We start from the raw sequence: 22,226 nt of genomic DNA on the forward strand, positions 1-22,226 counted from the left end.
CCGGGACGATAGGCGCCCCCGCCCCTCTCCCATTGAGACATACGCCGCAGCGCGCGCCGTCGATGTGATCTCGTTCAACTGCTACAGACCGCCCCCGGCGCCGTGCTCGTTTTCTATGAAGCGGCCGGCAGTGCCATCGGCTCAGCCGAAATGAACTGAGTCTTGGCGAGAGCGGCAAAACGGCCGCCTGCCCTCACCAATTCGTCGAATGTCCCGGCCTCGATGATGCGGCCTGCGTCGAACACGAAGATGCGGGACGCGTTGCGCACCGTCGACAGCCGATGCGCAATGACGAAGGTGGTGCGCCCCTTCATTACCTCGTGCAGTGCCAGCATGACTTTTGCCTCGGTGTCGGTATCGAGCGCGCTGGTCGCCTCGTCGAGAATAAGGATCGGCGGATCCTTCAGTAGTGCTCGCGCAATCGATAGCCGCTGGCGCTCGCCGCCGGACAGCGAACGCCCCCGCTCGCCGACCCTCCGTTCGAAGCCCTCGAACTTCCGCTCAATGAATTCAAGGCACTGCGCGCGCCTGGCGGCGTCGCGCATCTCGGCGTCGGTCGCATCGGCCTTTCCGACCCGAAGATTGTCGGCAATCGATCGATTGAACAGCAGCGCTTCCTGGAAAACGACGCCGATGTTTCTGCGCAACGCGAGCAACTTGAACTTGCGGATATCAACGCCGTCGATCTCGATCACGCCCGACTGCGGATCGAAGGCGCGGTATAGAAGTGCAATGGCCGTCGACTTACCTGCACCGGTGGCACCAACCAGGGCGATCGTCTCGCCCGGCATCGCTTTGAAATTCAAATCCGCTGCCGCGATCCGCTTTCCATCATAGGAGAACGAAACGTTCTTGAACTCGACAAGCCCACCGAGACGGCCCGGATCGACCGCGTCCGGCAAGTCGCGAATGGCCGGGACCGTGTCCCGCACCTGGAAGAATTCACGTAAGCGCGGCGCTTCCATCATCACCCGGTTGATAAAGGTGACCGTCTGCTCGAGTCTACTAATGATGAGTCCAGCAAAACTCATGAAGGTGACCATCTCTCCGATGGTCGCCTGACCGTTGATATGAAATACCGTCCCGACGATGATGATCGCCAGCACGGTCAATGTGGTTGACGTCCGGGTCAACATCGCAGCGAGCGCCCACCAAGACAGAACCGGCATCTGCGCGGCCAGCAGGCGTTCGACGATCTGGCGCAGCTCTAAGACTTCCGCTTCGAGCCGCGAAAAACTCTGAACCAGTGCGATGTTGCCCAGGGTGTCGGACGCACGTTCCGCCAAATCGGAGTAATGACGCTCGACCAGGCTCTGCAGGTGCTGCGTCTTGCGCACGATCAACGCGGTTAGCCCGGCGAAAACGATGCACAGAGCAATCAGCAAGAGAGCGAGCCGCCAATTGATGAAGAGGGAAATTGGGAGCAGCACGAGCAAGGAGACGAAAGAGGAGAGGTGATCACGAAAGAACCCGACCCACAGCCCCCACAGCGCGTCGGTGCCCTGCAACATCACCTTCATCAGCCGCCCGGAATGGGTGTTGCCGTGATAGGTGAGCGGAAGCTGCAGCACGTGCTCGAAATAGTCCGTGAGAACGACGTGGCGGCGACGGTGCGCGAGTCGGTCGGCATATAGGGCGATCAGGGTGCCGCAGGCGATGGTGAAAAGTCCGAATCCGGCCCAGGCCGAAAGTAGCACGCTCAATTGCGGCCACGACGGCGGTTCGCCGCGCGTCTGCGCCCCCGTCAGCGCGTCGATGATTCGACCCAGCAGCACCGGCTCGGCAAATTGCGCGGATGCCAGCGCCACATTTGCCACCGCCAAAGTCCATGCGACCCGGCTATCGGAGCCAAGCAGCGCGAGAACGCGGCCGTACAGACGAATGATGCCCAGCATCAATCAGCCCCCAACCAGTCGCCCAATTGTTGCAGCCAGCGCCGTCGCGGCGGCGGCGTTGGCGCCGGCTTGAGCCTGAGGCGGTCACCGTCAACACCATGGACGAGCTGAAGCGTCCTGGTGTGGTACGCCGCGAGATCGGGCCGATGTCCGATGCTCAACACAGTCGTATTTTTCAATTCTTCATTGAACAGGCTCATGACGCGGCGCTGGCTATCCTCGTCGAGCGCGGCTGTCGCTTCGTCAAGAAAGACCCAGCTCGGCTTGTGCAGAAGCAGCCGCACAAACGCCAAGCGCTCCTGCTCGCCGAGCGACAGCTCTTTGTCCCAGCGATCGACCTTGTCGAGCTTCGCGACGAGAGTGCCGAGATCGCAACGTTGCAGCGCCTGTCGCACCTCCACATCGGAGAAAGCATCGGGCGGGCTCGGATAGACCACGGCATTGCGCAATGTGCCGAGCGGCAGATACGGCCGCTGCGGCAGGAACGCCATTGTCTCCAACGGCGGCGTGAGTATCGTCCCCGCACCCCACGGCCAAAGCCCCGCGACTGCGCGGAACAACGTCGATTTCCCCGCGCCGGTCTCGCCGACGATCAGAACGCGTTCGCCCGGCGTGACGGTCACGCTGGCGTCTTCAATGACGATGTGTCCGTCCGGCAGAAGAATACGCACGCCGTCGAAGGCCAGATGGCCTTCGGGATGCAGTGCACGCTTTATTTCCGGGGAGCCGGCCTCCACCGCCGGCAGGCCGTCAAGCGCCTCGCGGAAGCGGGCGACCCGATGGATTGCCGAGCGCCAATCGGCAAGACGGGAAAAATTATCGACGAACCACCGCATTGCGCCCTGAACCTGGGCGAAGGCGCCCGCCACCATGATCAGGCCCCCGAGGGACAACGCGCCGCCGAAATAGGCTGGCGAGGCGACGAGAATTGGAACGACCAGCGACAGCCATCCGGTTCCCGACGTGATCCAGGTGAGTTGCGCGAGGGAGGAGGAAATTCGCCGCATGGTGTCGACGACGGCCGTCAGCGCCGCTTCGAGATGCCGACGCTCGTCCTTCTCACCGCCGTGCAGCGCGATGCTCTCGCCGGACTCGTTGACCCGAACCAGAGCGAAGCGGAATTCCGCCTCGCGGGCATATCGCTCGCCATTCAGCGCGATCAGCGGCCGCCCCACGAGCCAGGTCAGAGCGGAGCCGATCAGCGCGTAAGCCAGGGCACACCAGACCATGTACCCGGGAATGGCGATTTGATAACCCGCCACCTGGAACGTGACCTGCGCCGACAAAGCCCACAGCACGCCGACGAAGGCGACGATCTGAAGCAGAGAATAGACAATGCCGCAGCCGAGGTCGGCGCTGTAATCGCCGAGAAGCCGAGTGTCCTCCTGTATGCGCTGATCCGGGTTGCGGCCGTACAGACCCGCGAAACTGAGCTGATAGATCCGCATCGGTTTGAGCCACTCGACCAAAAGGTGACGCGCGATCCATTCACGGAGCCGAAATTTCAAGCGCTCTTGCAGGAAGGTTTGCGCCACCGTGAGCGCCAGGAGAACCGCGATGATGGCGATGAACGTCCACAGAAGGTGGATGAAAGCCGATAGATCCTTCCGCCCCACCGCGTCGAAGAACTGGCCGTTCCACACGTTGAGCCGCACCTGTGCGAGCATGTTGGCGATCGTGACGGCGATCGAGGCAACATAGATTGCCAGCACAAGTCGTCCGCCTTCCGCGCGCCGCAGCACCCGGGCGAACAAGCTCAGGTCGCGCACAAGATTGAACTTTTCCGCGGGCGCGGCCGCGATTTCTTCGGCAAAAGCAGGCTTTCCTGCGGCCAGCGGCACGATTGCCGCGACCGGCGGCACGGGCTGCAGCAATCCGGACACGCCCCCCGGCGGAACCCGCGGAGCCGGAGGCGGAACAGGAGATTCAACGTCCGTCTTCATGCCGCGTTTAATGGCCTGCCCGAACGGGCTCATTTGTCTTAATCTTCTGGCTCGAAACGCGATCGCGCGTTGATGCACGTCAATCGGCGCGCCCATCCCTCGGAGCGACGATCTGCGCCTCGGCGGTCGTCGTTCTCGATAGGAACAGATGTCTGACGGCGCCGGCGGAGCGCAGCTCCAATGCAGGAAGTCCGAACGGCGGCGCGATGACTGCCGCTGCGAGGACTGCGCCTGAGCTTCCTATGCCGGGGGTTCCGCCCTTTGGATGAGCTGTCTTTCCGGGCGTGAAATCGTCTGTCTGGCCATCGCTGCCAAAAGAGCCTCAGCAGCATTTGGCGTCTTTGCCGCGCCGCAGCAGTGGCACCACTGGGGCGCACACCAAAATTGGCCAACATTGCTGTCGTTTTCACAAATCGAAAACCGGCGCGTCATCAACACGGAACGCGGCCGTTCGCGCGCAAAGCGCTGGCCAAGTGCGACAATCTGGACCATCCTTTCCACAGGGGACATCCCGGCAACGACAACCAGAAATCGGGGAAGGGGAACGCTGTGGCTCAAACAATCGAAGCCTATGTCGGCAACGCTTTGGACGAAGCGAAGCTGTCGAAGCTGCACTACAAGGTGATCTCGCTGATCGCCGCCGGCTATTTCTTCGACGTCATCGACCTGATCGTGCTCGGGGCGCTCATCCCCGACATGATCTCGACCAAGTTCGCCACCCCCGGGGAGGCCGCCATGATCGGCAGCGCCACGGTGTTCGGCATGTTCATCGGCGGCATCGCCCAGGGCGAGTTCAGCGACCGCTTCGGTCGCAAGGCGGTTTATCAATTCAACCTCTTGATCTTCGGCGTCTTCACCATCCTCGGTGGCCTCGCCTCGACCGCCTGGATGCTGGTCGCCTGCCGCTTCATCGCGGGGCTCGGCCTCGGCGGCGAGCAGCCGCTTGCCTTCGCCTATGCCGGCGAATATTCACCGAAGGCGATCCGCGGACGCATCCTCGCTTTCGTGCATTTCATCGGCGGCGCCTGCGTCTGGCCGCTTTCGACGCTGTTCACCCTCGCCTTCCGCGATCAGATCGGCTGGCGCGGCATCTGGATCGTGATCGGCATCGGCGCGCTCATCGTCTGGCTGTTCCGCTTCACGCTGCCCGAGTCGCCGCGCTTCCTCGCGACGCACGGCCGCGGCAACGAGGCCCTCGACATCCTCGAGCGGCTCGGCCTCAAACGTCCGACCGAGGCGCTGTCCACGGACGCGGCGAGCAACACCAAGACCGACCCGTTCGCCCTGGTGTTCAGCCGCTTCCCGGTGCGCGTCATCGCCGGCATGGTCTGCTTCTCGGCCTTCTTCGGCGTCGCCATCGGCCTCGGCGGCTGGCTGCCGAACATCATGCACGACAAGGGCTTCACCATCACGAAGTCGCTGACCTTCACGCTCGGCATGAACTTCGCCGTGCCGGTGGCCAGCCTGTTCATGATGTACGCCCTCGACAAATACGGCCGGAAGATCACCTCGGTCTGCGCCTTCATCGGCGCCGGCATCATGGCGATCGTCTTCGCCAATGTCGGTAACGACACCGAGCTCTTGGTCGCCGGCTTCGTGATGGTGTTCTTCATCCAGGTGGCCGGCAACTCGATGCAGATCTTCGCCTCGGAGGTGTTCCCGACCAATGCGCGCGCATCCGGCTTCGGCTGGGCGGCGGGCGTCGGCCGCCTCTCGACCGCGGGCATCTTCATCGCCATCCCGTGGGTGCAGAAGGGCTACGGCTTGAACGCCGTATTCGCCTGCATCGCGGTGCTGCTGGTCATCGCCGCCATCGGCGTGACGCAACTCGGGCCGGAGGCCCGTCAGCGCGGCCTCGACGAGATCGCGCCGCCGACCGGCTGAGGACGACGGCAGACGTGAACGAGGCCCGGCGTCCTGTGGCGCCGGGCCTCGCACTTTCCAGACGGCAGGTCATCGCGTGAGCACGCAACGAACCGTTCCCGGCGCGACCGGCAAGGGCATCCGCTTCCTCTCCCGCGACGATCAAGGCGGCCGGCCCGACGGCGTGCAGGTGATCCTGCACAAGGGGCACGCCTTCATCGGCCACATGTTCGCCGACGGCTTCTCCGTCGTCGACGTGCGCGACGCGCTCAATCCGAAGACCGTCGCCTTTGTGCCGGCGCCGAAGAACACGCGTTCGCACCATCTGCAGATCGCCGGCGACATCCTCATCGCCGTCAACGGCCCGAACATCTGGGCGATGCAGCAATACGCCACGCAGGCCGACTATTACGGCAAGTCGCTGATCGACGCGGTGCAGACCGAGCAGCCTTTCGCCGCCGGCGTGCGCGTGTTCGACGTGTCGCAGCCGGCCTCGCCGCGCGAGATCGCATTCCTGCACTTGCCCGGCTTCGGTGCGCATCGCATCTGGTGGGTCGGCGACCGCTACGCCTACGTGTCGGTGCATTTCGAGGGCTTCATCGACCACGTGCTCGCCATCATCGACATGAGCGACCCGGCCAAGCCGACGCTCGCCGGCCGCTGGTGGCTCCCGGGCATGCACCGCGCCGGCGGCGAGGAGAAGCCGGCCTCCTTCGGCAAGCGCACGGCGCTGCATCACCTGATCAGCGCCGGCAATCTCGGTTACGCGGCCTGGCGCGACGGCGGCTTCACGGTGCACGATCTCTCCGATCCGGTGCACCCGAAGCTCCTCAGTCACCGCAACTATTCGCCGCCCTTCGGCGGCGGTGCGCACACGCCGCTGCCCCTGCCCGGCCGCAACCTGCTCATCCTCGCCGACGAGGCGACCGCCTCGAACTGCGCCAACGGCCTCGCCTACACCTGGATCGTCGATGTGCGCGCGCCGGAGAACCCGGTGTCGATCGCGACCCTGCCGACGCCGACCGAAGAGGATTTCTGCGCCAAGGGCGCCAAGTTCGGCCCGCATAACTTGCACGAGAACCGGCCCGGCGCGTTCCAGAGCGAGGACCTGATTTTCGCCACCTATCACAATGCGGGCTTAAGGGTGTACGACATCCGCGACGCCTTCCAGCCCAAGCAGCTCGCTTACTTCATGCCGCCGGCGCCGGAGCGCATCGTCGACCAGCGGCCGAACCCGGCCAAGGTGATCCAGTCCTGCGACGTTTACGTGGATGTCAACGGCGTGATGTACCTCACCGACACCAACGCCGGGCTGTACGTCCTGCAATACGAAGGCCTCTAGGGAGCAAGAACACGGATGACGGACAAGTTCGGGCGTCTCGCCCTGCACATGTGGACCATCGACACGACGCCGCTCGCCACGGCGCTCGACGCGGCGAAACAGGGCGGCTTCGACGCGGTCGAGCTGCGCCGCACCGATTTCAAGCGCTGCTACGAGGCCGGCATGAGCAACGCGCAGGTCCTCGACCTCGTCAAAAAGAGCGGCATTCCCGTCGGCGTGCTCGGCGTCGAATATGGCTGGCTGTTCGCCACCGGCGCGGAGAGCGACCGGCTGTTCAAGGACTTCCGCGAGTCCTGCGAGAACGCCGTGGCGATGAACTGCGACACGCTGATGAGCGCGCCCGGCCAGGTGCAGGGCCCGATTTCGGGCGCCATCAAGTATCTCAAGCGCGCCGGCGACATCGCCGCCGAATACGGGCTGAAGCTGGGCATCGAGTTCAATTCGCAACACGACGTGCTCAATACGCTCGCCGTGCTCACCGAGCTGATCGAAGGCGCCGACAAGCCGAACTGCGGCTATCTCATCGACGCCTATCACTTCACCCGTTCCGGCGCCGGCGGCCGCGGCTTCGAGAACGTGCCGGCCGAGAAGATCTTCTGCTTCCAGTACAGCGACCTGTCGGCCAGCCCGGTGACCGGCGTGCGCCGACCGACCGACCGGCTGCCGCCGGGCAAGGGCGTGGTGAAGTGGAAGGAGATGCTCGGCCTGCTCTACGAGAAGGGCTACACCGGCTATCTCAGCTACGAGGCGCCCAATCCCGAGCAGTGGGAGCGTTCTCCCTACGACGTCGCGCGCGAAGGCGTCGAGCTCACCAGGAAACTGTTGCGGGACGCCGTCCCGAGTTATCAAGGTTGAGGAGCACGACAATGGCTGAAGAGCTTCCGCTCTTTCTCGGACTGAACGACAAGAGCGTCACCGACATTCCGAAGACGGTCGAGAAGCAGCGCTACATCACAAGCGTTGCTCCGAAAGCCTCCAATCCGGGCCGCTGGGTCGAGATGCCGCGGCTGCCGATCCCGACCGGCGAGCACGCCGTCATGGAATGTCAGGGCAAGATCCACGTCATCGCCGGCTATGCCAAGCACCGCGTCGATCAGGATTTCCATCAAGTCTACGACTCCAAGACCAAGCAGTGGTCGCTGAAGGCGCCCTTCCCGCACCCGTGCAACCACGTCGCCGGCGTGTCCATCGGCAGCAAGATCTACACGTTCGGCGGTTTCGTCGAGCAGAACCGCTGCCCGCATTCCAAATGCTTCGTCTACGACACGGCGACCGACCAGTGGGCGCCGATCGCGCCGCTGTCGCGCCCGCGCGGCGCCATCTCGGCGATCGTGCTCGACGGCAAGATCCATCTGCTCGGCGGCCGCGACGTGCGTTCGGTGGAATGGCATGAGGTCTACGACCCGGCCAGCAACAAGTATTCCGACCGCGCCGCCATGCGCGGCTCGACCGGGACCCAGCCTTTCGTCGGCCAGCGCGACCACATGGGCGTCGCGGTGGTGGATGGCAAAATCCACGCCATCGCCGGCCGCATGGACTCTTACGACTTCAATACCGGGCTCAACGCCGTCTACGATCCGCAGAGCGACTCGTGGTCGTTCCGCGCGCCGCTGCCGACGCCGCGCTCCGGCCCGTCCTGCGTCTACATCGGCGGCAAGATCGTCGTGTTCGGAGGGGAAGCCACGGGCCACGTCTTCGGCACCAACGAGATCTACGATCCGAAGACCGACGCGTGGGAAGCCGGCACGCCGATGCCGATCCCGCGCCACGGCCTGCACGGCGCCACCGTCGCCGTCATCGGCAACATGGTGCATGTGCCCGGCGGCGGCCCGGTCCCCGGCGGCCAGGTGCAGGGCGCCTATCACGACGCCTTCACCTTCGACTGAGGCGAACCGCCCACCAAAGCAAAACGGCCGCCCGGTGAGGCGGCCGTTTCATTTTCAGTCGGCGCGGTGGGCTTAGCGTCGTGAAATCGTGCGCCAACACGCGCGCGGAACGAAAGTTCCAACGTTATGGAAGTGACAAATTGATTTGCAATTGACCCGGATCAAGCCGCGCAGCGACCGGGCACCTGGCCGGACGCGGACAGCGGGCTCGCGGCCGGCTCGCAGCCATGCATCAGCAATTTCGCCGGCGGAACCGGCTGCTTGCCGACGCGCACCTCCGGCATATCGAGCCGGTCGCCTTTGTGCCCGCGATTCACCGATTGCGTCGTCATGCCCGCGGGCACGAGCGGACGCGCGCCGACGGCGAAACCCCAGTCGACCTGCGGCGCGACAAGGCCGACCACCAGGCCCGCCGCCATTCCCGCAAATAAGGTGAAAACCCCGCGCATATCCGCTCCACGCGTCCGCGCAAAGCGCTTGCGGACACGTCAGACAAACGAATGCCGGATGCTTCCGTTCCTGCCGCTCGCGAATCAGTGAAGTCGATTCAGCGCAGGGCCACGATGTGATTTGGCGGAATAACGATGTGGCAGTGCAGGCCATGGGGTGCAAAATCGAGATCGACCTTCGCGCCGACCGCCAAAGCCAGGTTGCGCTCGATCACCATGCTGCCGAAGCCCTTCTTGCGCCGCAGCTTGACCGGCGGCCCGAGCTCCTCGCGCCAGTCGAGCGACAGCCCGTCGCCATCGTGGGCCGCCATGCGCTCCCACATCAACGAAACCCGTCCGTCGGGCACCGACAGCGCGCCGAACCGGGCAGCGTTGGCGGCGAGCTCGTGCAGCGCCAGCCCGAGGCTCTGGGCCGCCTCCGGCTTCAGCGCGATCGCCGGGCCGGCAAAGGCAATTTGACTGTCGTGGCGGTCGATATAGGCGGTCAGCTGCGAGCGCACGAGCTCCTCGAGCGACGCGCCATACCAGCTTTCGCGCACCAGAATGTCGTGCGAGGCCGCCAGCGCCTGCAGCCGAGCGCCGAATTGCGTCAGGAACGCCTCGGTCGAGCCGGCGTGGCGCGCGGTCTGCCGCGCCATCGCCTGGATCACCGCCAGCAGGTTCTTGGAGCGGTGCGTCAGCTCGCGCAGCAACAGACGCAGATGCGCCTCGCCTTCCTTGCGCTCGGTGATGTCGACCACGGTTCCGGCGAGTCCGGTGATCGTGCCGCCGCCATCGCGCAGCGGCTCGATGTGCAGGTCGTACCAGCGCGGCCCGGGGCCGCCTTCGACCGCCACCTCGCCGCGCCGCGACTCGCCGTTGGTCAGCACCTCGCGCTTGAGCGCGATCAGCGCGGCGCCGGCGCCTTGGGCGAAGATTTCGTCGTCGGTGCAGCCGAGGATGGCGTCGGCGGCATGACCGAACATCGGGCCGCTCGCGGACGAGTAGCGCAGGGCGCGATCCTGCGTATAGACGCTGACCTGCGAGCCGCGCAGCGCGCTTTCATAACGACGCAGCCGTTCGTTCTCCTGGCGCAGGCGCTGCAGCTCGCTCGTCTGGTCTCCCGGATCAGGGTTCTGGATCAACGCATTCACCGCACAAACCGCCATTCGCCGCGATTGGACCCGTCGACAGGCCAGACGGGAGTCACTCCATTTCACGCGGACAGACCTGACTAACGCGCCTCGTCACCCTCCCGTTGCATCCATTGCCGCGGGGGCGCCCTGCGCCGCCGCGATGCCGGCCAAAAGACGGCATCGCGAACAGCCAACCTGCTGCCCGGCTTGCGCCGGGCGCGGTCGATGCGCCGTCAGCTGGCGCGGCGCTCGCGCGGACGGGCGTTGCGTTCGAAGAACAGGGCCTGACTGAGAACGGCGGACACCGTCGCCGGCTGGAACGGCTTGGCAATCAGGAAGGCGGGCTCCGGCCGCTCGCCGGTGAGGAAGCGCTCCGGATAGGCGGTGATGAAGATGACCGGCACCTCGAAGGTGCGCAGCATCTCGTTGACTGCGTCGAGGCCGGAGGAGCCGTCGGCGAGCTGGATGTCGGCGAGGATGATCCCCGGCCGCTTCTGCTTGGCGAGCGCCACGGCCTCGCTGTGCGTGCGGGCAACGCCGAGCACATGATGGCCGAGGCCTTCGACGAGGCCCTCGAGATCGAGCGCGATGAAGGTCTCGTCCTCGATGATCAGCACGTCGGTGGCGATCTCGGCGGCCAGTTCACGCCCGGAATCCTCGACCAGGTCGCGCAAGGTGGGCACGTCGATGTCCAGCACCTTGGCCGCGTCGTCCTCGGACAGCCCTTCCAGCGCGATGAGCAGGAAGGCCTGACGCGGCTTCGGCGCGATCTGCGCCAGGTGCCGCTCGACCGGCTGGTTGAGTTCGGCGGCGCCCGCTTTCCCGTTCAGGCTGACCGAATTCCATATTTTCGTGAACAGCTTGTACAGCGCGATTCGGGTCGACGCCCCCTGCTCCAGCACTTTGGGGTCCTGCACGACGGCCTCGAGGGTGGCCGCCACATAGGCGTCGCCGGAGGCCTGGCTGCCCGAAAGCGCCCGGGCATACCGGCGGAGATACGGAAGATGCTGCGCAACTGCCTGAGATGTCGACAAAAATCCCTCCCGAACTGTGCGGGCCAGAAAAGGGGCACGCTGGCCCCCGCCCCCGAGCGAAGATGCTACTGCGGCGAACAACGTGCCCCAACCCAAAAAGTTCCCTCAAACCGGGGAACCATATGGCAGGTCATGGGTTTCGACAGAACACACGGAGGGGCCGCCAGATGCCGCGATCAGCACAGGGTGGTTGGGGTGAGAGCCAATGAACGAGCGTAAGCCCGTGGGACAAGAGAACCCGATGGAAGCCGCCGCCACTCGCAAGAAGACCACTGCCAAGCCGGCAAAACTGGGCCGCGACGTCCAGGCCCGTCTCGGGCAGCAGTTGCGCGCCATGTACGACGAGGTCCTGAACCAGGGCGTTCCTGACCGTTTCAACGACCTTCTCAATCGTCTCGACAACAACGGCAGCAAGGACGGGCACTAATGGCAATGGACGAGTCAGTCCGCAAAGCCGTCCTCGGCGCGGTGCCAAGTCTGCGCGCCTTCGCGATCTCGCTTTGCGGGAACGTCGATCGCGCCGACGACCTGGTGCAGGAAACCCTGTTGAGGGCGCTTGCGAATATCGATTCATTCCAGCCGGGCACGAACATGTCGGCGTGGCTGTTCACCATCCTGCGCAACCACTTCCGGTCCGAATACCGCAAGCGGCGCCGCGAAGTGGAGGACAGCGACGGCCATTACGCCGAAACGCTCAAATCGCAGCCGGAGCAGTACGGCCAGGTCGAGTACCGCGAATTCCGCGAGGCTCTGGCGCAACTGCCGCAGGATCAGCGCGAGGCCCTGATCCTCGTCGGCGCCTCCGGCTTCTCCTACGAAGAAGCGGCCAATATTTGCGGCTGCGCCGTCGGCACCATCAAATCGCGCGTCAACCGCGCGCGCACACGCCTGGCCGAACTGATGCACGTGAACAGCGCCGAAGACTTCGGCCCAGACGAGACCGTGCGCGCCGTGCTGGCGAGCGGCGAGTAGAGTTCATTTTCCTCGCGCGACTGTAAGATCGGCCGGACAAGGCCGATCTTTTCTTTTCGCTCGCGCCTCGGCGGAAGGCGCATCAGGAGACCGCAGCGCGCACGACCACGGCGATGACGCCGCCCATGAAGAACAAAGGCAGCGGGTGCAGCTTCGGCCAGCGCAACAGCAGGGCCATCGTGCCGAGCGCAAGCAGCCAGGGCAGCACCCCGCCGCCGCTCAATTGCATGATCACAAGAACACCCGCCATCATCAGGCCGACGCCGACCGGCGCGAGGCCTTCCTCGAGCGCAGTGTGCCAGACCTTGCCGCGATGCCGCCGCCAGACGAAGGCAACGCCGTAGCATAGCAAGGACGACGGCACGTAAAGTGCGAGCGTCGCAATCAGCGCGCCGGCCCAGCCGGCGATGTGCCAGCCGATCAAGGTCGTCAGCAGCGAGCCGGGACCGGGCGCGGCGCGAGAGATGGCGAACATGTCGACGAATTCACGCGACGTCACCCAATGATGCACGTCGACGGCCTGATGCTGGATGCCGGCCAGGATGCTCGTGCCACCGCCGATCGAGGCGAACGAGAGCGGCACGAACACCGCGACCAAGGCGATCAGCACGTTATCGTCACGCATCGGCGCGGCCTCCGAGCCATGCGGCCAGCACCGATAGCGGGCCGACCACGGCGACCACGATGAGCAGCGAGACATGCAGCACGCCGACGCCGATGAAGGTCGCGGCCAGAGCAACCGCTCCGGCCGGCTTGCGCGCGGAATGGCGCGTGCCGCGCAAAACGATGATCAGCAAAAGGCCGATCGCTGCCGCTGCGACACCGTCCATCGCCGCATCCGCATAGGGGATGTTGCGGAAGCGGTCATAAACGCTCGCCAGGGCGATGACGGCGAAGAACGGGCCTGACAGGAGTCCGCCCAGCGCGGCGGCGACGCCCGGCACGCCGCGCAGCTTCTGCCCGATGTAGACCGAGAGATTGGCGATGTTGGTCCCGGGCAGGATCTGGGCGAGCGCGAGACCGGAGAGGAATTCCTCCTCGCTGATCCAGTTGCGCAGGACCACGACTTCGCGAAACACCCAGCCGCTCAGGCCGCCGCCGAAGCTGAGCAAGCCGATGCGCGCGAAGACGGCGAAGATGGTCACGACCGAGGGCGGCGCTGTAGGCGCCGCTGGCGGCGAATGCGGCGGAAGAGTCACGGGCGGCCACGGGTTGAGAAGCGGCGGGAATGTGCGACGGAGTCGTGGCTTTGGCAATTGAATTGGCCTCGCCGCAGCCGCATGGCGGCCTTGCCGCGCACATTGACGGTCGCGCGGTAAGGCCGCAGGCTGGCCCTCCCCTCGCCTCACTCAAACGACGCCATGCGCAACACCCAGGTCTGCCTCGCCTCGCGCCCGAACGGCATTCCGCAGGCGGAGAACTTCACGCTCCGGCAGGCGGAGGTGCCGCCGCTGCGCGACGGCCAGTTCCTCGTGCGCAACGATTTCCTCTCCGCCGAGCCGGCGATGCGCGGCTGGGTCAGCGCCGCGGCGAATTATTCGACGCCGGTCGGCATCGGCGAGGTCATGCGCGCCTTCGCCTCCGGCGAGGTCGTCGCCTCGCAGCACCCGCAGTTCGCCGTCGGCGACAAGGTCATGGGCATGCTCGGCTGGCAGGAATACGCCGTCGCCGAACCGGCCGCGGTGACGCGCAAGGTTCGCGAGAGCGACCTGCCGCTGTCGCTGTCGCTCGGCGTGCTGGGCCTCAACGGCCTCACCGCCTATTTCGGTCTGCTCGACCTCGGCCAGCCGAAGCCGGGCGACACCGTGGTCGTGTCGACCGCCGCCGGCGCGGTCGGCTCGGCGGTCGGGCAGATCGCGAAGCTGTCCGGCTGCCGAACGGTCGGCATCGCCGGCGGCGCGGCGAAGTGCCGGGCCTGCGTCGAGACGTTCGGCTACGACGCGGCGATCGACTACAAGGCGCCCGACTTCAAGGACCAACTCGCCGCCGCCTGCGGCCGCGGCGTCGACGTCTATTTCGACAACACCGCCGGTGCGATCAGCGACGCCGTGCTCACTCATCTTTCGGTCGGCGCCCGCATCGTCATCTGCGGCACTGCGTCGGTCGCGAGCTGGGATCCGCCGCCCATGGGCCCGCGCCTCGAGCGGCACATCCTGGTGAAGCGCGCGCGCATGTCCGGCCTGCTCATCTTCGACTATGCGCACCGCTACGAGGAGGCGATCGTGCGGCTGGCCGACTGGATCCGCGCCGGGCGGCTCACCTGCCGCGAGGACATCCTCGACGGCATCGAGGCCTGCCCCGGCGCCATTGCGCAGCTCTATCGCGGCGAGAACAGCGGCAAGCTCCTGGTCCGCTTGCGGCACGGCTGATGAGCAATCCGAAGCCCGACGGCGCGGCTACTCCTCCGGCTCGGTGGTGAAATAGAGCGGATAGCCCTTGGACTTACCGAGCTCTGTCGCTTCTTTCGCCTTCGTCTCCGCCACGTCGCGCGTATAGACGGCGATGACGCAGGCGCCCTTCTGATGCGCGGTGAGCATCACGCGATAGGCCGTCGTCTCGTTCATCCGGAACACCGCCTTGAGCACCAGCACGACGAATTCGCGCGGCGTGAAGTCGTCGTTGAGCAGGATGACCTTGTAGAGCTTCGGCCGCTCTGTCTTCGTTTTGGTCTTCGTGCGCGTCTTGACGGAGATCCGACTCATCGCGCCTCCGGAAGCTTTCGGGGCTCGCCTTGTCTATCTTCCGACGCGATGGGCGGTTCCCGCAAGGCAGTTACGTCAGCCTTGCTGCTTCATTCGCGCTGTCATGCCGCTAGCATACAGGCCGCGTACATGGGGTGGGGAGAGCTGCAATGGCGCGAAGCGCCGCCTAAAAACTGGAGGAAGCCCCATGAACCCGTTCCGCACCAAGAGGCGCGCAGCCTTCGAGAGCGCGCACATCGAATGCCAGCAATGCGGTGCACAATTGTACCTCCCGGAGTGGTCCGAGTGGCAGGAGGACGGCGGCCGGGTCCGCCATCTGTGGACCTGCGACACCTGCGGCTATGCCTTCGAGACCTCGGCGCGCTACGCCATCGAGATTGAGACGGCCGCTTGAACGCGGTTTCAGGAGCCGGCCAGGCGCACGCGCCCACGCTCGCGAATGGCTGACAGCGGCGTCCGATCGCGTTGGCCGGCTCCTGGACCGGATTGATCGGCAGCCCGAGGCTTACGGCGCCGAATCAACCTGTGACAATCTCATGAAATGCAATTGACGAATCGACGCGGGCGTGGCCGACTAATCGATACAGAATTCGGTCACGCGGGCCGGCCGGGTTGCCGACCCGTTGCGAGGTTCCTCCCGCGTGGCGTTTAAGACTTGGGCGGCCGTGAGGCCGCCCATTTTCATTTCACGCGGTGAATGCCGCTCAATAGCAGTAGCGGCGATGCACGCGATGATAGCTGCCGTCGCGCCAGCGCCGCCAACAATCCTCCTGATACCAGTAATAGCCGTGCGGGCGCGGCTCGAGCTGCGAACCGAGCATGGCGCCGGCTGCCGCGCCGATGATGCCGCCGGCGATGGCGCCGCCGGCCTTGCCCGTGGCGGCGCCGCCGATGATGGCGCCGACGCCACCGCCGATGATCGCCCCGCCGATGGTGTTGTCCTGTGCCGCTGCCGGCACCGCCGGCATGGCGGCGCTTAGTAGGCCGGCGCAAACGAGCGCCGCGAAGATCCGTCGCATGAAGCTTACCCCCTTGGTTGTCGGGGGCGAGTATGCGCGCGCGCGGACCTGACGCATTTGACGATGGTCAAATGCCGGCTCAGGCCGCCTCTTGGTCCGCCACCTCGCGCCCGCCGCCGACGGGGTCGATCGCCTCGACCAGTTGCAGGAACGCGCCGCCCGGCAGCGGCGGCGCGAACACGTAGCCTTGCGCCGAGCGGATGCCGACCTCGCGCAGGTGCATCACCTGCTCGAAATTCTCCACGCCCTCGGCGACCACGTCCATACGCATGTTGTGCGCGAGGTCGACGAGCGTCTCGACGATGGTGGTCGAGTTACGATCGGTGCCGATGGCGTCGACGAACATCTTGTCGATCTTGATGATGTCGACGCCGAGCTTGAGCATATAGGACAGACCGCTGTGGCCGGTGCCGACGTCGTCGATGGCGATACGGATGCCGAGCCCCTGCAGCGCGGCGATGATCTGGCGCGCCTGCGTCAGGTTCTCGATCGGGTCGCGCTCGGTGACCTCCAGCACGACCTGCGTCAGCTTGATCGGCGAGTTCAGGAAGATCTTGCGCACGTCCTTGACGATGGTCTCGTCGGCAAACAGCTTGCCGGCGAAATTGAACGATATCTTGAGCGCCGGCCGGCGGCCGAGCGCCTGCCCCGACTCGACGCACACGCGGCGCATCAAATCGAGCGTCAGTTCCTTGATCAGGCCGCTCGACTCCGCGAGCGGGATGAAGGCGCCGGGCAGCACCAGGCTGCCGTCGGGCTTGCGCCAGCGCACCAGCACCTCGGCGCCGCGCAGCTGGCCGGAGCGGATATCGACGATCGGCTGGTAGTACGGCACGAACTCGCCGGCGGCGAGCGCGTCGGTCAATTGCGCGACCGGGTCGTTGCCGTTGCGCCGCGGCAGCAGCACGACCAGCACGCCGGCAATGGCGATGATGAGACCGGAGACCAGCACGCCGAGCCAGCGGAGGCCGCCATGCTCCGCCGGCAGCGAACCGCGCGCCGCGGCGATCTCGCTCTGGAAGCCGAAGACACCGGAGCTCGCTTGCGCGGTAAGGATCGCGCCATCGCTCGCGTCCGGGCGCGCGCCCGCGCCGCCGATCGAGACGCCATCGGCGGTGACGAGCCCGGCATAGGCCCTCAGCGGACCGCCATTCATGGAGGCTTGCGGCAACAGCAACAGAAGCGGCACCAGCGCCGCCAGCTGGTTCGACCCTGAAACGGCCGGACGGCGCAGCCGCACCATCGTCTCGGTCTCGTCGACGCGCAGGAAGTCGAGCCAGACGCCGGGCCGCGACGGCACGGCCTGCGTGCTGAGCAGCGTAACGAGGCCGGGCGCGTGGCCGCTATCCTCGCACAGGCTGCGGCCGTCGGCGGACAGGATCTCGATCTCCTTCACCGGCGCCGCCTGGAAGGCGGCGCGGCTCAGGGTCCCGGCGGTGCCGGCGTCGCAGGACGACACCTTCTGGGCGGCGAGTTCGTCGAGTGCAGCGAGCGTCTGCGCCAGGCGCGCATCGGCCAGCGCCACGGCGCGATTGGCGGCACTGTCGATCTCGGCCTGCCCCTGGCGGTCGATGAGGCTGCCGAGCCAGAAATTGAAGACGAGCAGAGGCACGCTGGCGAGGAAGGCGCCAGCCACGATGGCAATCAGGTTTCGGCGCGTCAGCACGCGCGCAACACGTCCCATCCGGATTCCGGAATCCGCCCAGCCCCTTCGCGAGGCGTCCATCAACGCATACCTGCCGTAAAGGGAGCGTTAAGCTTAAAGCTTGGCAGCGGCCATCGTCGGGTTGCCGATGACGGCGGCCGCGATGATTAGCGAACGGTAAATTCCGGCGGGTTGCAGCCCCGGCCTCGGGCGCGCACAGTCCCGCCGGTCAGAAGGAGCACGCATCATGAGTTTTTCTCCCGGCAAGGACCCGGCGGCTGGCGATGCCTATGCCTGCGACGCGCTGGCCAACGTGATCGTGCCGCGCACCGCCGACCTCGGCGACGGTTTCACCGTGCGCCGGGCCCTGCCCTCGGCGCGCACGCGCATGGTCGGCCCCTTCATCTTCTTCGACCATTTCGGGCCGACCGAATTCCGCGGCGGCAAGGGGCTCGACGTGCGGCCGCATCCGCATATCGGGCTGGCCACTGTCAGCTACCTGTTCGACGGCGAAATCATGCATCGCGACTCGCTCGGCACCGCGGTGGCGATTCGTCCCGGCGAGGTGAACTGGATGACCGCCGGCCGCGGCATCGTGCATTCCGAGCGCACGCCCGGCTCGCACCGCGTCGACCACGAGCCGATCCACGGCTTGCAGATGTGGGTGGCGCTGCCGTCGGCGAAGGAGGAGATGGACGCCGGCTTCGCGCATCACGCGGTCAAGGAATTTCCGGTCGTATCCGAGGCCGGCAAGAACGTGCGCGTCGTCGTCGGCTCGCTCTATGGCGCGGCATCACCGGTGCCGGTGGTGCACGAGACCTTCTTCGGCGACGTGCATCTCACCGCGGGCGCGACGCTGCCGTTCGATCCCGATCACGACGAGCGCGCGCTCTATGTCATCGATGGCGCCGTCGACATTTCCGGCGACCGCTTCGAAGCCGGGCAGTTGCTGGTGTTCAAGGCCGGCGACCGCATCACGGTCAAAGCCGCCACCGATACGCACTTCGTCATCCTCGGCGGTGCGCCGATGGATGGGCCGCGTCACATCTGGTGGAATTTCGTGTCGTCGCGCCAGGATCGTATCGAGCAGGCCAAGGCCGACTGGAGGGCCGGCCACTTCGGCAAGGTGCCTGGCGACGAGATCGAGTTCATCCCGCTGCCGGAGAAGTGACACGCGCAAGCGTGTCCCGGACGCGGTGCAGCGCGCTAGCGGTGCACCGCTGATCCGGGACCGCACGAGGCTCTGCGCTCATGGCGGTCCCGGGTCTGCAGCGCCCGGGACACCAAGCCTACTCCGCCGCGATGGCCTGCGCGCGGCCCGTACGGTCGGTCGCGGTGATGCCGATGTCGGTCACGCGGTACGGCGTCGTCTGGTAGATCTGGTTGATCCAGTTGCCGAACAGAAGATGCGCGTGACTCTTCCAGCGATTGAGCGGCGGCTGCCGCGGATCGTCGTCGGGGAAATAGTTCTTCGGCACCGCGATCGGCACGTTGGCGGCGACGTCGCGGAAGTACTCCTCGCCCAGCGAACTCGAGTCGTACTCGATGTGATTGAACATGTGCAGCGAGCGGTGCGCGGAATCGTCGAGCAGGCACAGCCCCGCTTCGTCCGAGTCCATCAACACGGTCAAGCCGCTGTTCTTCGGAATGTCCTCGCGCCGCACCTCCGTCCAGCGCGACACCGGAATTGAGAAGTCGTCGGAGAAGCCGCGCAGATAGGGCGAGGCCGGCGCCAGGATGCGGTGCCGATAGACTCCGAACATCTTCTGCTTCAGCGCGTATTTATTCATGCCGTAGAAGTGGTGCACCGCAGCCTGCGCGCCCCAGCAGATGTTCATGCAGCCGTGCACGTTGGTCTGCGTCCAGTCGAAGATGCGGCGCAGCTCGTCCCAATACGTGACTTCCTCGAACGGCAGGGTCTCCACCGGCGCGCCGGTGATGATGAAGCCGTCGAACTTGTGGTCACGGATGTCCTGCCAGTCGCGGTAGAACGAGACGATGTGATCGGTCGGCGTGTTGCGCGGCACGTGGTTGGTGATCTTGACGAGCGTCAGCTCGACCTGCAGCGGCGAGGCGCCGAGCAGACGCGCGAACTGCGTCTCGGTCTTCACCTTGTTCGGCATCAGGTTGAGCAGGCCGATGCGCATCGGCCGGATGTCCTGCCGGATGGCGTCCGTCTCGGTCAGAACCATCACGCCTTCCGCGTCCAGCACGGAGCGGGCGGGCAGGTTGTCCGGAATCTTGATCGGCATGGACTGTCGGTCCTCACGTCAGCGAGCAAACTTCGCCAGGCATGACCGACTGTGACTGACCCGTTTCGTTGCCGGTTCGGCCACATCCTCCCTTTCGGGGAGCGCCACCTTGCTCGGGAAGCAGGTTGGCGTCGGGCAAAGCCCAACTCTTGATGTCGGCAATAGTCCTATGCTCTCCGGGCCGATTTTGCAAGATCCCCGGTTCCGCCCGGCAGGCTGCCTGGCAACGGCCGGCCCAACGCAAAAGGGCCAAGCAAAGGCCCGGCCCTTATCATTCGTGGGACGCGGCCCGCGCGGGCGCCGCTACTTCTTCGGCAGATCCAGCCGGATATTGAGCTCGCGCAACTGCTTCGCCGTAACTTCCGACGGCGCGCCCATCAGCAAGTCTTCGGCGCGCTGGTTCATCGGGAAGAGCACCACCTCGCGCAGGTTCTCCTCGCCGGCAAGCAGCATGACGATGCGGTCGATGCCGGGCGCGATGCCTCCGTGCGGCGGCGCGCCGAGTGACAGCGCGTGCAGCATGCCGCCGAACTTCTGCTCGAGCACTTCCTCCGGATAACCGGCGATGGCGAAGGCCTTCTTCATCACCTCAGGGCGATGGTTCCGGATCGCGCCCGACGACAATTCGGTGCCGTTGCAGACGATGTCGTATTGGATTGCCTTGATCGCCAGCAGCTTCTCGTGGTCGTTCGGGTCGAGCGCGAGGAATTCCTCGACGCCCATGTTCGGCATCGAGAACGGGTTGTGCGAGAAGTCGATCTTCTTCTCTTCCTCGTTCCACTCGTACATCGGGAAGTCGACGATCCAGCAGAACTCGAATTTGTCCTTCGCGATGAGGCCGAGCTCCTCGCCGGCGCGCGTGCGCGCGAGGCCGGCGAACTTGACGAAATTCTTCGGCAGGCCGGCGACGAAGAACACGGCGTCGCCGATGCCGAGGCCGAGCTGGTCGGCGATCTGCTTCGTCCGCTCCGGACCGATGTTCTTGGCGAGCGGACCGGCGCCGCCCTCCTCGCCTTCGCGCCAGAAGATGTAGCCGAGGCCGGGCTGGCCCTCGCCCTGCGCCCACGAATTCATGCGGTCGCAGAAGGCGCGGTTGCCGCCCTTCGGCGCCGGGATCGCCCACACCTGCGCTTTGGAGTCGTTGGCGAGAATGTTGGCGAAGATCTTGAAGCCGGAGCCGCGGAAGGCGTCGCTGACGTCCTGCATCACGATGGGGTTGCGCAGGTCCGGCTTGTCGCTGCCGTACTTGGCCATCGCTTCCGCGTACGGGATGAGCGGAAACTTCGGCGTCACGCTCTTGCCTTGGCCGAACTCCTCGAACACGCCGCGCACCACCGGCTCGACCGCGTCGAACACGTCCTGCTGCGTGACGAAGCTCATTTCCAGATCGAGCTGATAGAACTCGCCGGGCGAACGGTCGGCCCGCGCGTCCTCGTCGCGGAAACACGGCGCGATCTGGAAGTAGCGGTCGAAGCCCGCGACCATGATCAGCTGCTTGAATTGCTGCGGCGCCTGCGGCAGCGCGTAGAACTTGCCCGGATGCAGCCGCGACGGCACCAGGAAGTCGCGTGCGCCTTCCGGCGACGAGGCGGTGAGGATCGGCGTCTGGAATTCGAAGAAGCCGCCCTCCTTCATGCGCCGGCGGATCGAGTCGATCACCTGCCCGCGCAGCATGATATTCCTGTGCAGCTTGTCGCGGCGCAGATCGAGGAAGCGGTACTTGAGCCGGATGTCCTCCGGATACTCCTGATCACCGAACACCGGCATCGGCAATTCGGCGGCGGGGCCGAGCACCTCGATCTCCTCGATATAGACCTCGACCTGGCCGGTCGGCAGGTCCGGGTTCTCGGTGCCGGCGGGACGCTTGCGCGCCTTGCCGTCGATGCGCACCACCCACTCCGAGCGCAGAGTCTCGGCGAGCTTGAACGCCTTCGAGTCCGGATCGGCGACGACCTGGGTGAGGCCGTAGTGGTCGCGCAGGTCGATGAACAGCACGCCGCCATGGTCGCGGATGCGGTGGCACCAGCCGGACAGCCGGACATGCTGGCCGATATCGCCCTCGCGAAGTGCGCCGCAGGTGTGGGAGCGATAGCGATGCATATCGGGTCT

Annotated in this window: 21 protein-coding genes and 1 riboswitch; of the genes, 9 read left to right on the plus strand and 12 right to left on the minus strand. The window is 65.7% G+C overall.

Features of this window, described 5'->3' with window-relative positions:
• Positions 1–113: 113 nt before the first annotated feature.
• Together VGV41_RS09280 and VGV41_RS09285 are read right to left on the minus strand one after the other, a co-directional pair.
• Complete coding sequence (locus VGV41_RS09280; RefSeq protein ID WP_326863902.1) at positions 114–1,892, minus strand: glucan ABC transporter ATP-binding protein/ permease; 1,779 nt, start codon at positions 1,890–1,892, stop codon at positions 114–116.
• Positions 1,893–1,894: 2 nt separating this feature from the next.
• Positions 1,895–3,871: an ABC transporter ATP-binding protein/permease gene (locus VGV41_RS09285; RefSeq protein WP_326863525.1), complete on the minus strand. Its 1,977-nt coding sequence runs from the start codon at positions 3,869–3,871 to the stop codon at positions 1,895–1,897.
• A gap of 516 nt (positions 3,872–4,387) precedes the next feature.
• Here VGV41_RS09285 and VGV41_RS09290 point away from each other — a divergent pair.
• The 4 genes from VGV41_RS09290 (at position 4,388) to VGV41_RS09305 (ending at position 8,929) form a co-directional block, all read left to right on the plus strand.
• A complete protein-coding gene (locus VGV41_RS09290; RefSeq protein ID WP_326863526.1) occupies positions 4,388–5,722 on the plus strand; it encodes an MFS transporter in 1,335 nt (444 codons plus the stop codon).
• 76 nt (positions 5,723–5,798) lie between these two features.
• On the plus strand, positions 5,799–7,043 hold the full coding sequence (locus tag VGV41_RS09295; RefSeq protein WP_326863527.1) for a hypothetical protein: 1,245 nt from the start codon (positions 5,799–5,801) through the stop codon (positions 7,041–7,043).
• Between the two features lie 15 nt (positions 7,044–7,058).
• A complete protein-coding gene (locus VGV41_RS09300; protein ID WP_326863528.1) occupies positions 7,059–7,898 on the plus strand; it encodes a sugar phosphate isomerase/epimerase in 840 nt (279 codons plus the stop codon).
• A gap of 11 nt (positions 7,899–7,909) precedes the next feature.
• Entirely contained in the window at positions 7,910–8,929 is a 1,020-nt protein-coding gene (locus tag VGV41_RS09305; protein ID WP_326863529.1) for a Kelch repeat-containing protein, read from the plus strand.
• A gap of 161 nt (positions 8,930–9,090) precedes the next feature.
• Here the strand turns inward: VGV41_RS09305 and VGV41_RS09310 are convergent, their stop codons facing one another.
• From VGV41_RS09310 to VGV41_RS09320, 3 genes are all read right to left on the minus strand, one after another.
• A complete protein-coding gene (locus VGV41_RS09310; protein WP_326863530.1) occupies positions 9,091–9,378 on the minus strand; it encodes a hypothetical protein in 288 nt (95 codons plus the stop codon).
• A 98-nt stretch (positions 9,379–9,476) separates the two neighbouring features.
• Positions 9,477–10,502: an HWE histidine kinase domain-containing protein gene (locus tag VGV41_RS09315; protein ID WP_326863531.1), complete on the minus strand. Its 1,026-nt coding sequence runs from the start codon at positions 10,500–10,502 to the stop codon at positions 9,477–9,479.
• A gap of 224 nt (positions 10,503–10,726) precedes the next feature.
• Entirely contained in the window at positions 10,727–11,527 is an 801-nt protein-coding gene (locus tag VGV41_RS09320) for a response regulator (protein ID WP_326863532.1), read from the minus strand.
• 205 nt (positions 11,528–11,732) lie between these two features.
• Between VGV41_RS09320 and VGV41_RS09325 the strand changes: the two genes are divergently transcribed.
• Both VGV41_RS09325 and VGV41_RS09330 read left to right on the plus strand, forming a co-directional pair.
• Positions 11,733–11,954 carry a NepR family anti-sigma factor gene (locus tag VGV41_RS09325; RefSeq protein WP_414705079.1) on the plus strand — a complete coding sequence of 74 codons (222 nt, stop codon included), beginning with the start codon at positions 11,733–11,735 and terminating at the stop codon, positions 11,952–11,954.
• Positions 11,955–11,959: 5 nt separating this feature from the next.
• Positions 11,960–12,499: a sigma-70 family RNA polymerase sigma factor gene (locus VGV41_RS09330; protein ID WP_414705080.1), complete on the plus strand. Its 540-nt coding sequence runs from the start codon at positions 11,960–11,962 to the stop codon at positions 12,497–12,499.
• A gap of 82 nt (positions 12,500–12,581) precedes the next feature.
• Here the strand turns inward: VGV41_RS09330 and VGV41_RS09335 are convergent, their stop codons facing one another.
• A complete protein-coding gene (locus tag VGV41_RS09335; RefSeq protein ID WP_326863534.1) occupies positions 12,582–13,124 on the minus strand; it encodes a chromate transporter in 543 nt (180 codons plus the stop codon).
• The gene (locus VGV41_RS09340; RefSeq protein WP_326863535.1) at positions 13,117–13,644 is read right to left on the minus strand and encodes a chromate transporter; all 528 of its coding nucleotides are present in this window, start codon (positions 13,642–13,644) and stop codon (positions 13,117–13,119) included. Before VGV41_RS09340 ends, VGV41_RS09335 begins: the two co-directional genes overlap by 8 nt.
• A gap of 216 nt (positions 13,645–13,860) precedes the next feature.
• On the opposite strand from VGV41_RS09340, the gene VGV41_RS09345 reads away from it, so the two are divergent.
• On the plus strand, positions 13,861–14,868 hold the full coding sequence (locus VGV41_RS09345) for an NADP-dependent oxidoreductase (RefSeq protein WP_326863536.1): 1,008 nt from the start codon (positions 13,861–13,863) through the stop codon (positions 14,866–14,868).
• A gap of 27 nt (positions 14,869–14,895) precedes the next feature.
• Here the strand turns inward: VGV41_RS09345 and clpS are convergent, their stop codons facing one another.
• On the minus strand, positions 14,896–15,201 hold the full coding sequence (gene clpS, locus VGV41_RS09350; protein WP_326863537.1) for an ATP-dependent Clp protease adapter ClpS: 306 nt from the start codon (positions 15,199–15,201) through the stop codon (positions 14,896–14,898).
• A 187-nt stretch (positions 15,202–15,388) separates the two neighbouring features.
• Between clpS and VGV41_RS09355 the strand changes: the two genes are divergently transcribed.
• On the plus strand, positions 15,389–15,595 hold the full coding sequence (locus VGV41_RS09355; protein WP_326863538.1) for a hypothetical protein: 207 nt from the start codon (positions 15,389–15,391) through the stop codon (positions 15,593–15,595).
• Positions 15,596–15,905: 310 nt separating this feature from the next.
• Here VGV41_RS09355 and VGV41_RS09360 read toward each other — a convergent pair whose 3' ends face one another.
• Together VGV41_RS09360 and VGV41_RS09365 are read right to left on the minus strand one after the other, a co-directional pair.
• On the minus strand, positions 15,906–16,220 hold the full coding sequence (locus tag VGV41_RS09360) for a glycine zipper domain-containing protein (protein ID WP_326863539.1): 315 nt from the start codon (positions 16,218–16,220) through the stop codon (positions 15,906–15,908).
• A gap of 79 nt (positions 16,221–16,299) precedes the next feature.
• On the minus strand, positions 16,300–17,904 hold the full coding sequence (locus tag VGV41_RS09365; RefSeq protein ID WP_326863540.1) for an EAL domain-containing protein: 1,605 nt from the start codon (positions 17,902–17,904) through the stop codon (positions 16,300–16,302).
• Positions 17,905–18,112: 208 nt separating this feature from the next.
• Here VGV41_RS09365 and VGV41_RS09370 point away from each other — a divergent pair, with 208 nt between their 5' ends.
• Complete coding sequence (locus tag VGV41_RS09370; RefSeq protein WP_326863541.1) at positions 18,113–19,036, plus strand: pirin family protein; 924 nt, start codon at positions 18,113–18,115, stop codon at positions 19,034–19,036.
• A 118-nt stretch (positions 19,037–19,154) separates the two neighbouring features.
• Here the strand turns inward: VGV41_RS09370 and metA are convergent, their stop codons facing one another.
• Together metA and aspS are read right to left on the minus strand one after the other, a co-directional pair.
• Positions 19,155–20,117, minus strand: a complete 963-nt coding sequence (metA, locus tag VGV41_RS09375; protein WP_326863542.1) for a homoserine O-acetyltransferase MetA — start codon at positions 20,115–20,117, stop codon at positions 19,155–19,157.
• 54 nt (positions 20,118–20,171) lie between these two features.
• Positions 20,172–20,278: riboswitch (SAM-I-IV-variant riboswitch) on the minus strand.
• 142 nt (positions 20,279–20,420) lie between these two features.
• The gene (gene aspS / locus VGV41_RS09380; protein ID WP_326863543.1) at positions 20,421–22,217 is read right to left on the minus strand and encodes an aspartate--tRNA ligase; all 1,797 of its coding nucleotides are present in this window, start codon (positions 22,215–22,217) and stop codon (positions 20,421–20,423) included.
• Positions 22,218–22,226 lie beyond the last annotated feature (9 nt).

The sequence above is a fragment of the Pseudolabrys sp. genome (assembly GCF_035943735.1).
Lineage (GTDB): Bacteria > Pseudomonadota > Alphaproteobacteria > Rhizobiales > Xanthobacteraceae > Pseudolabrys.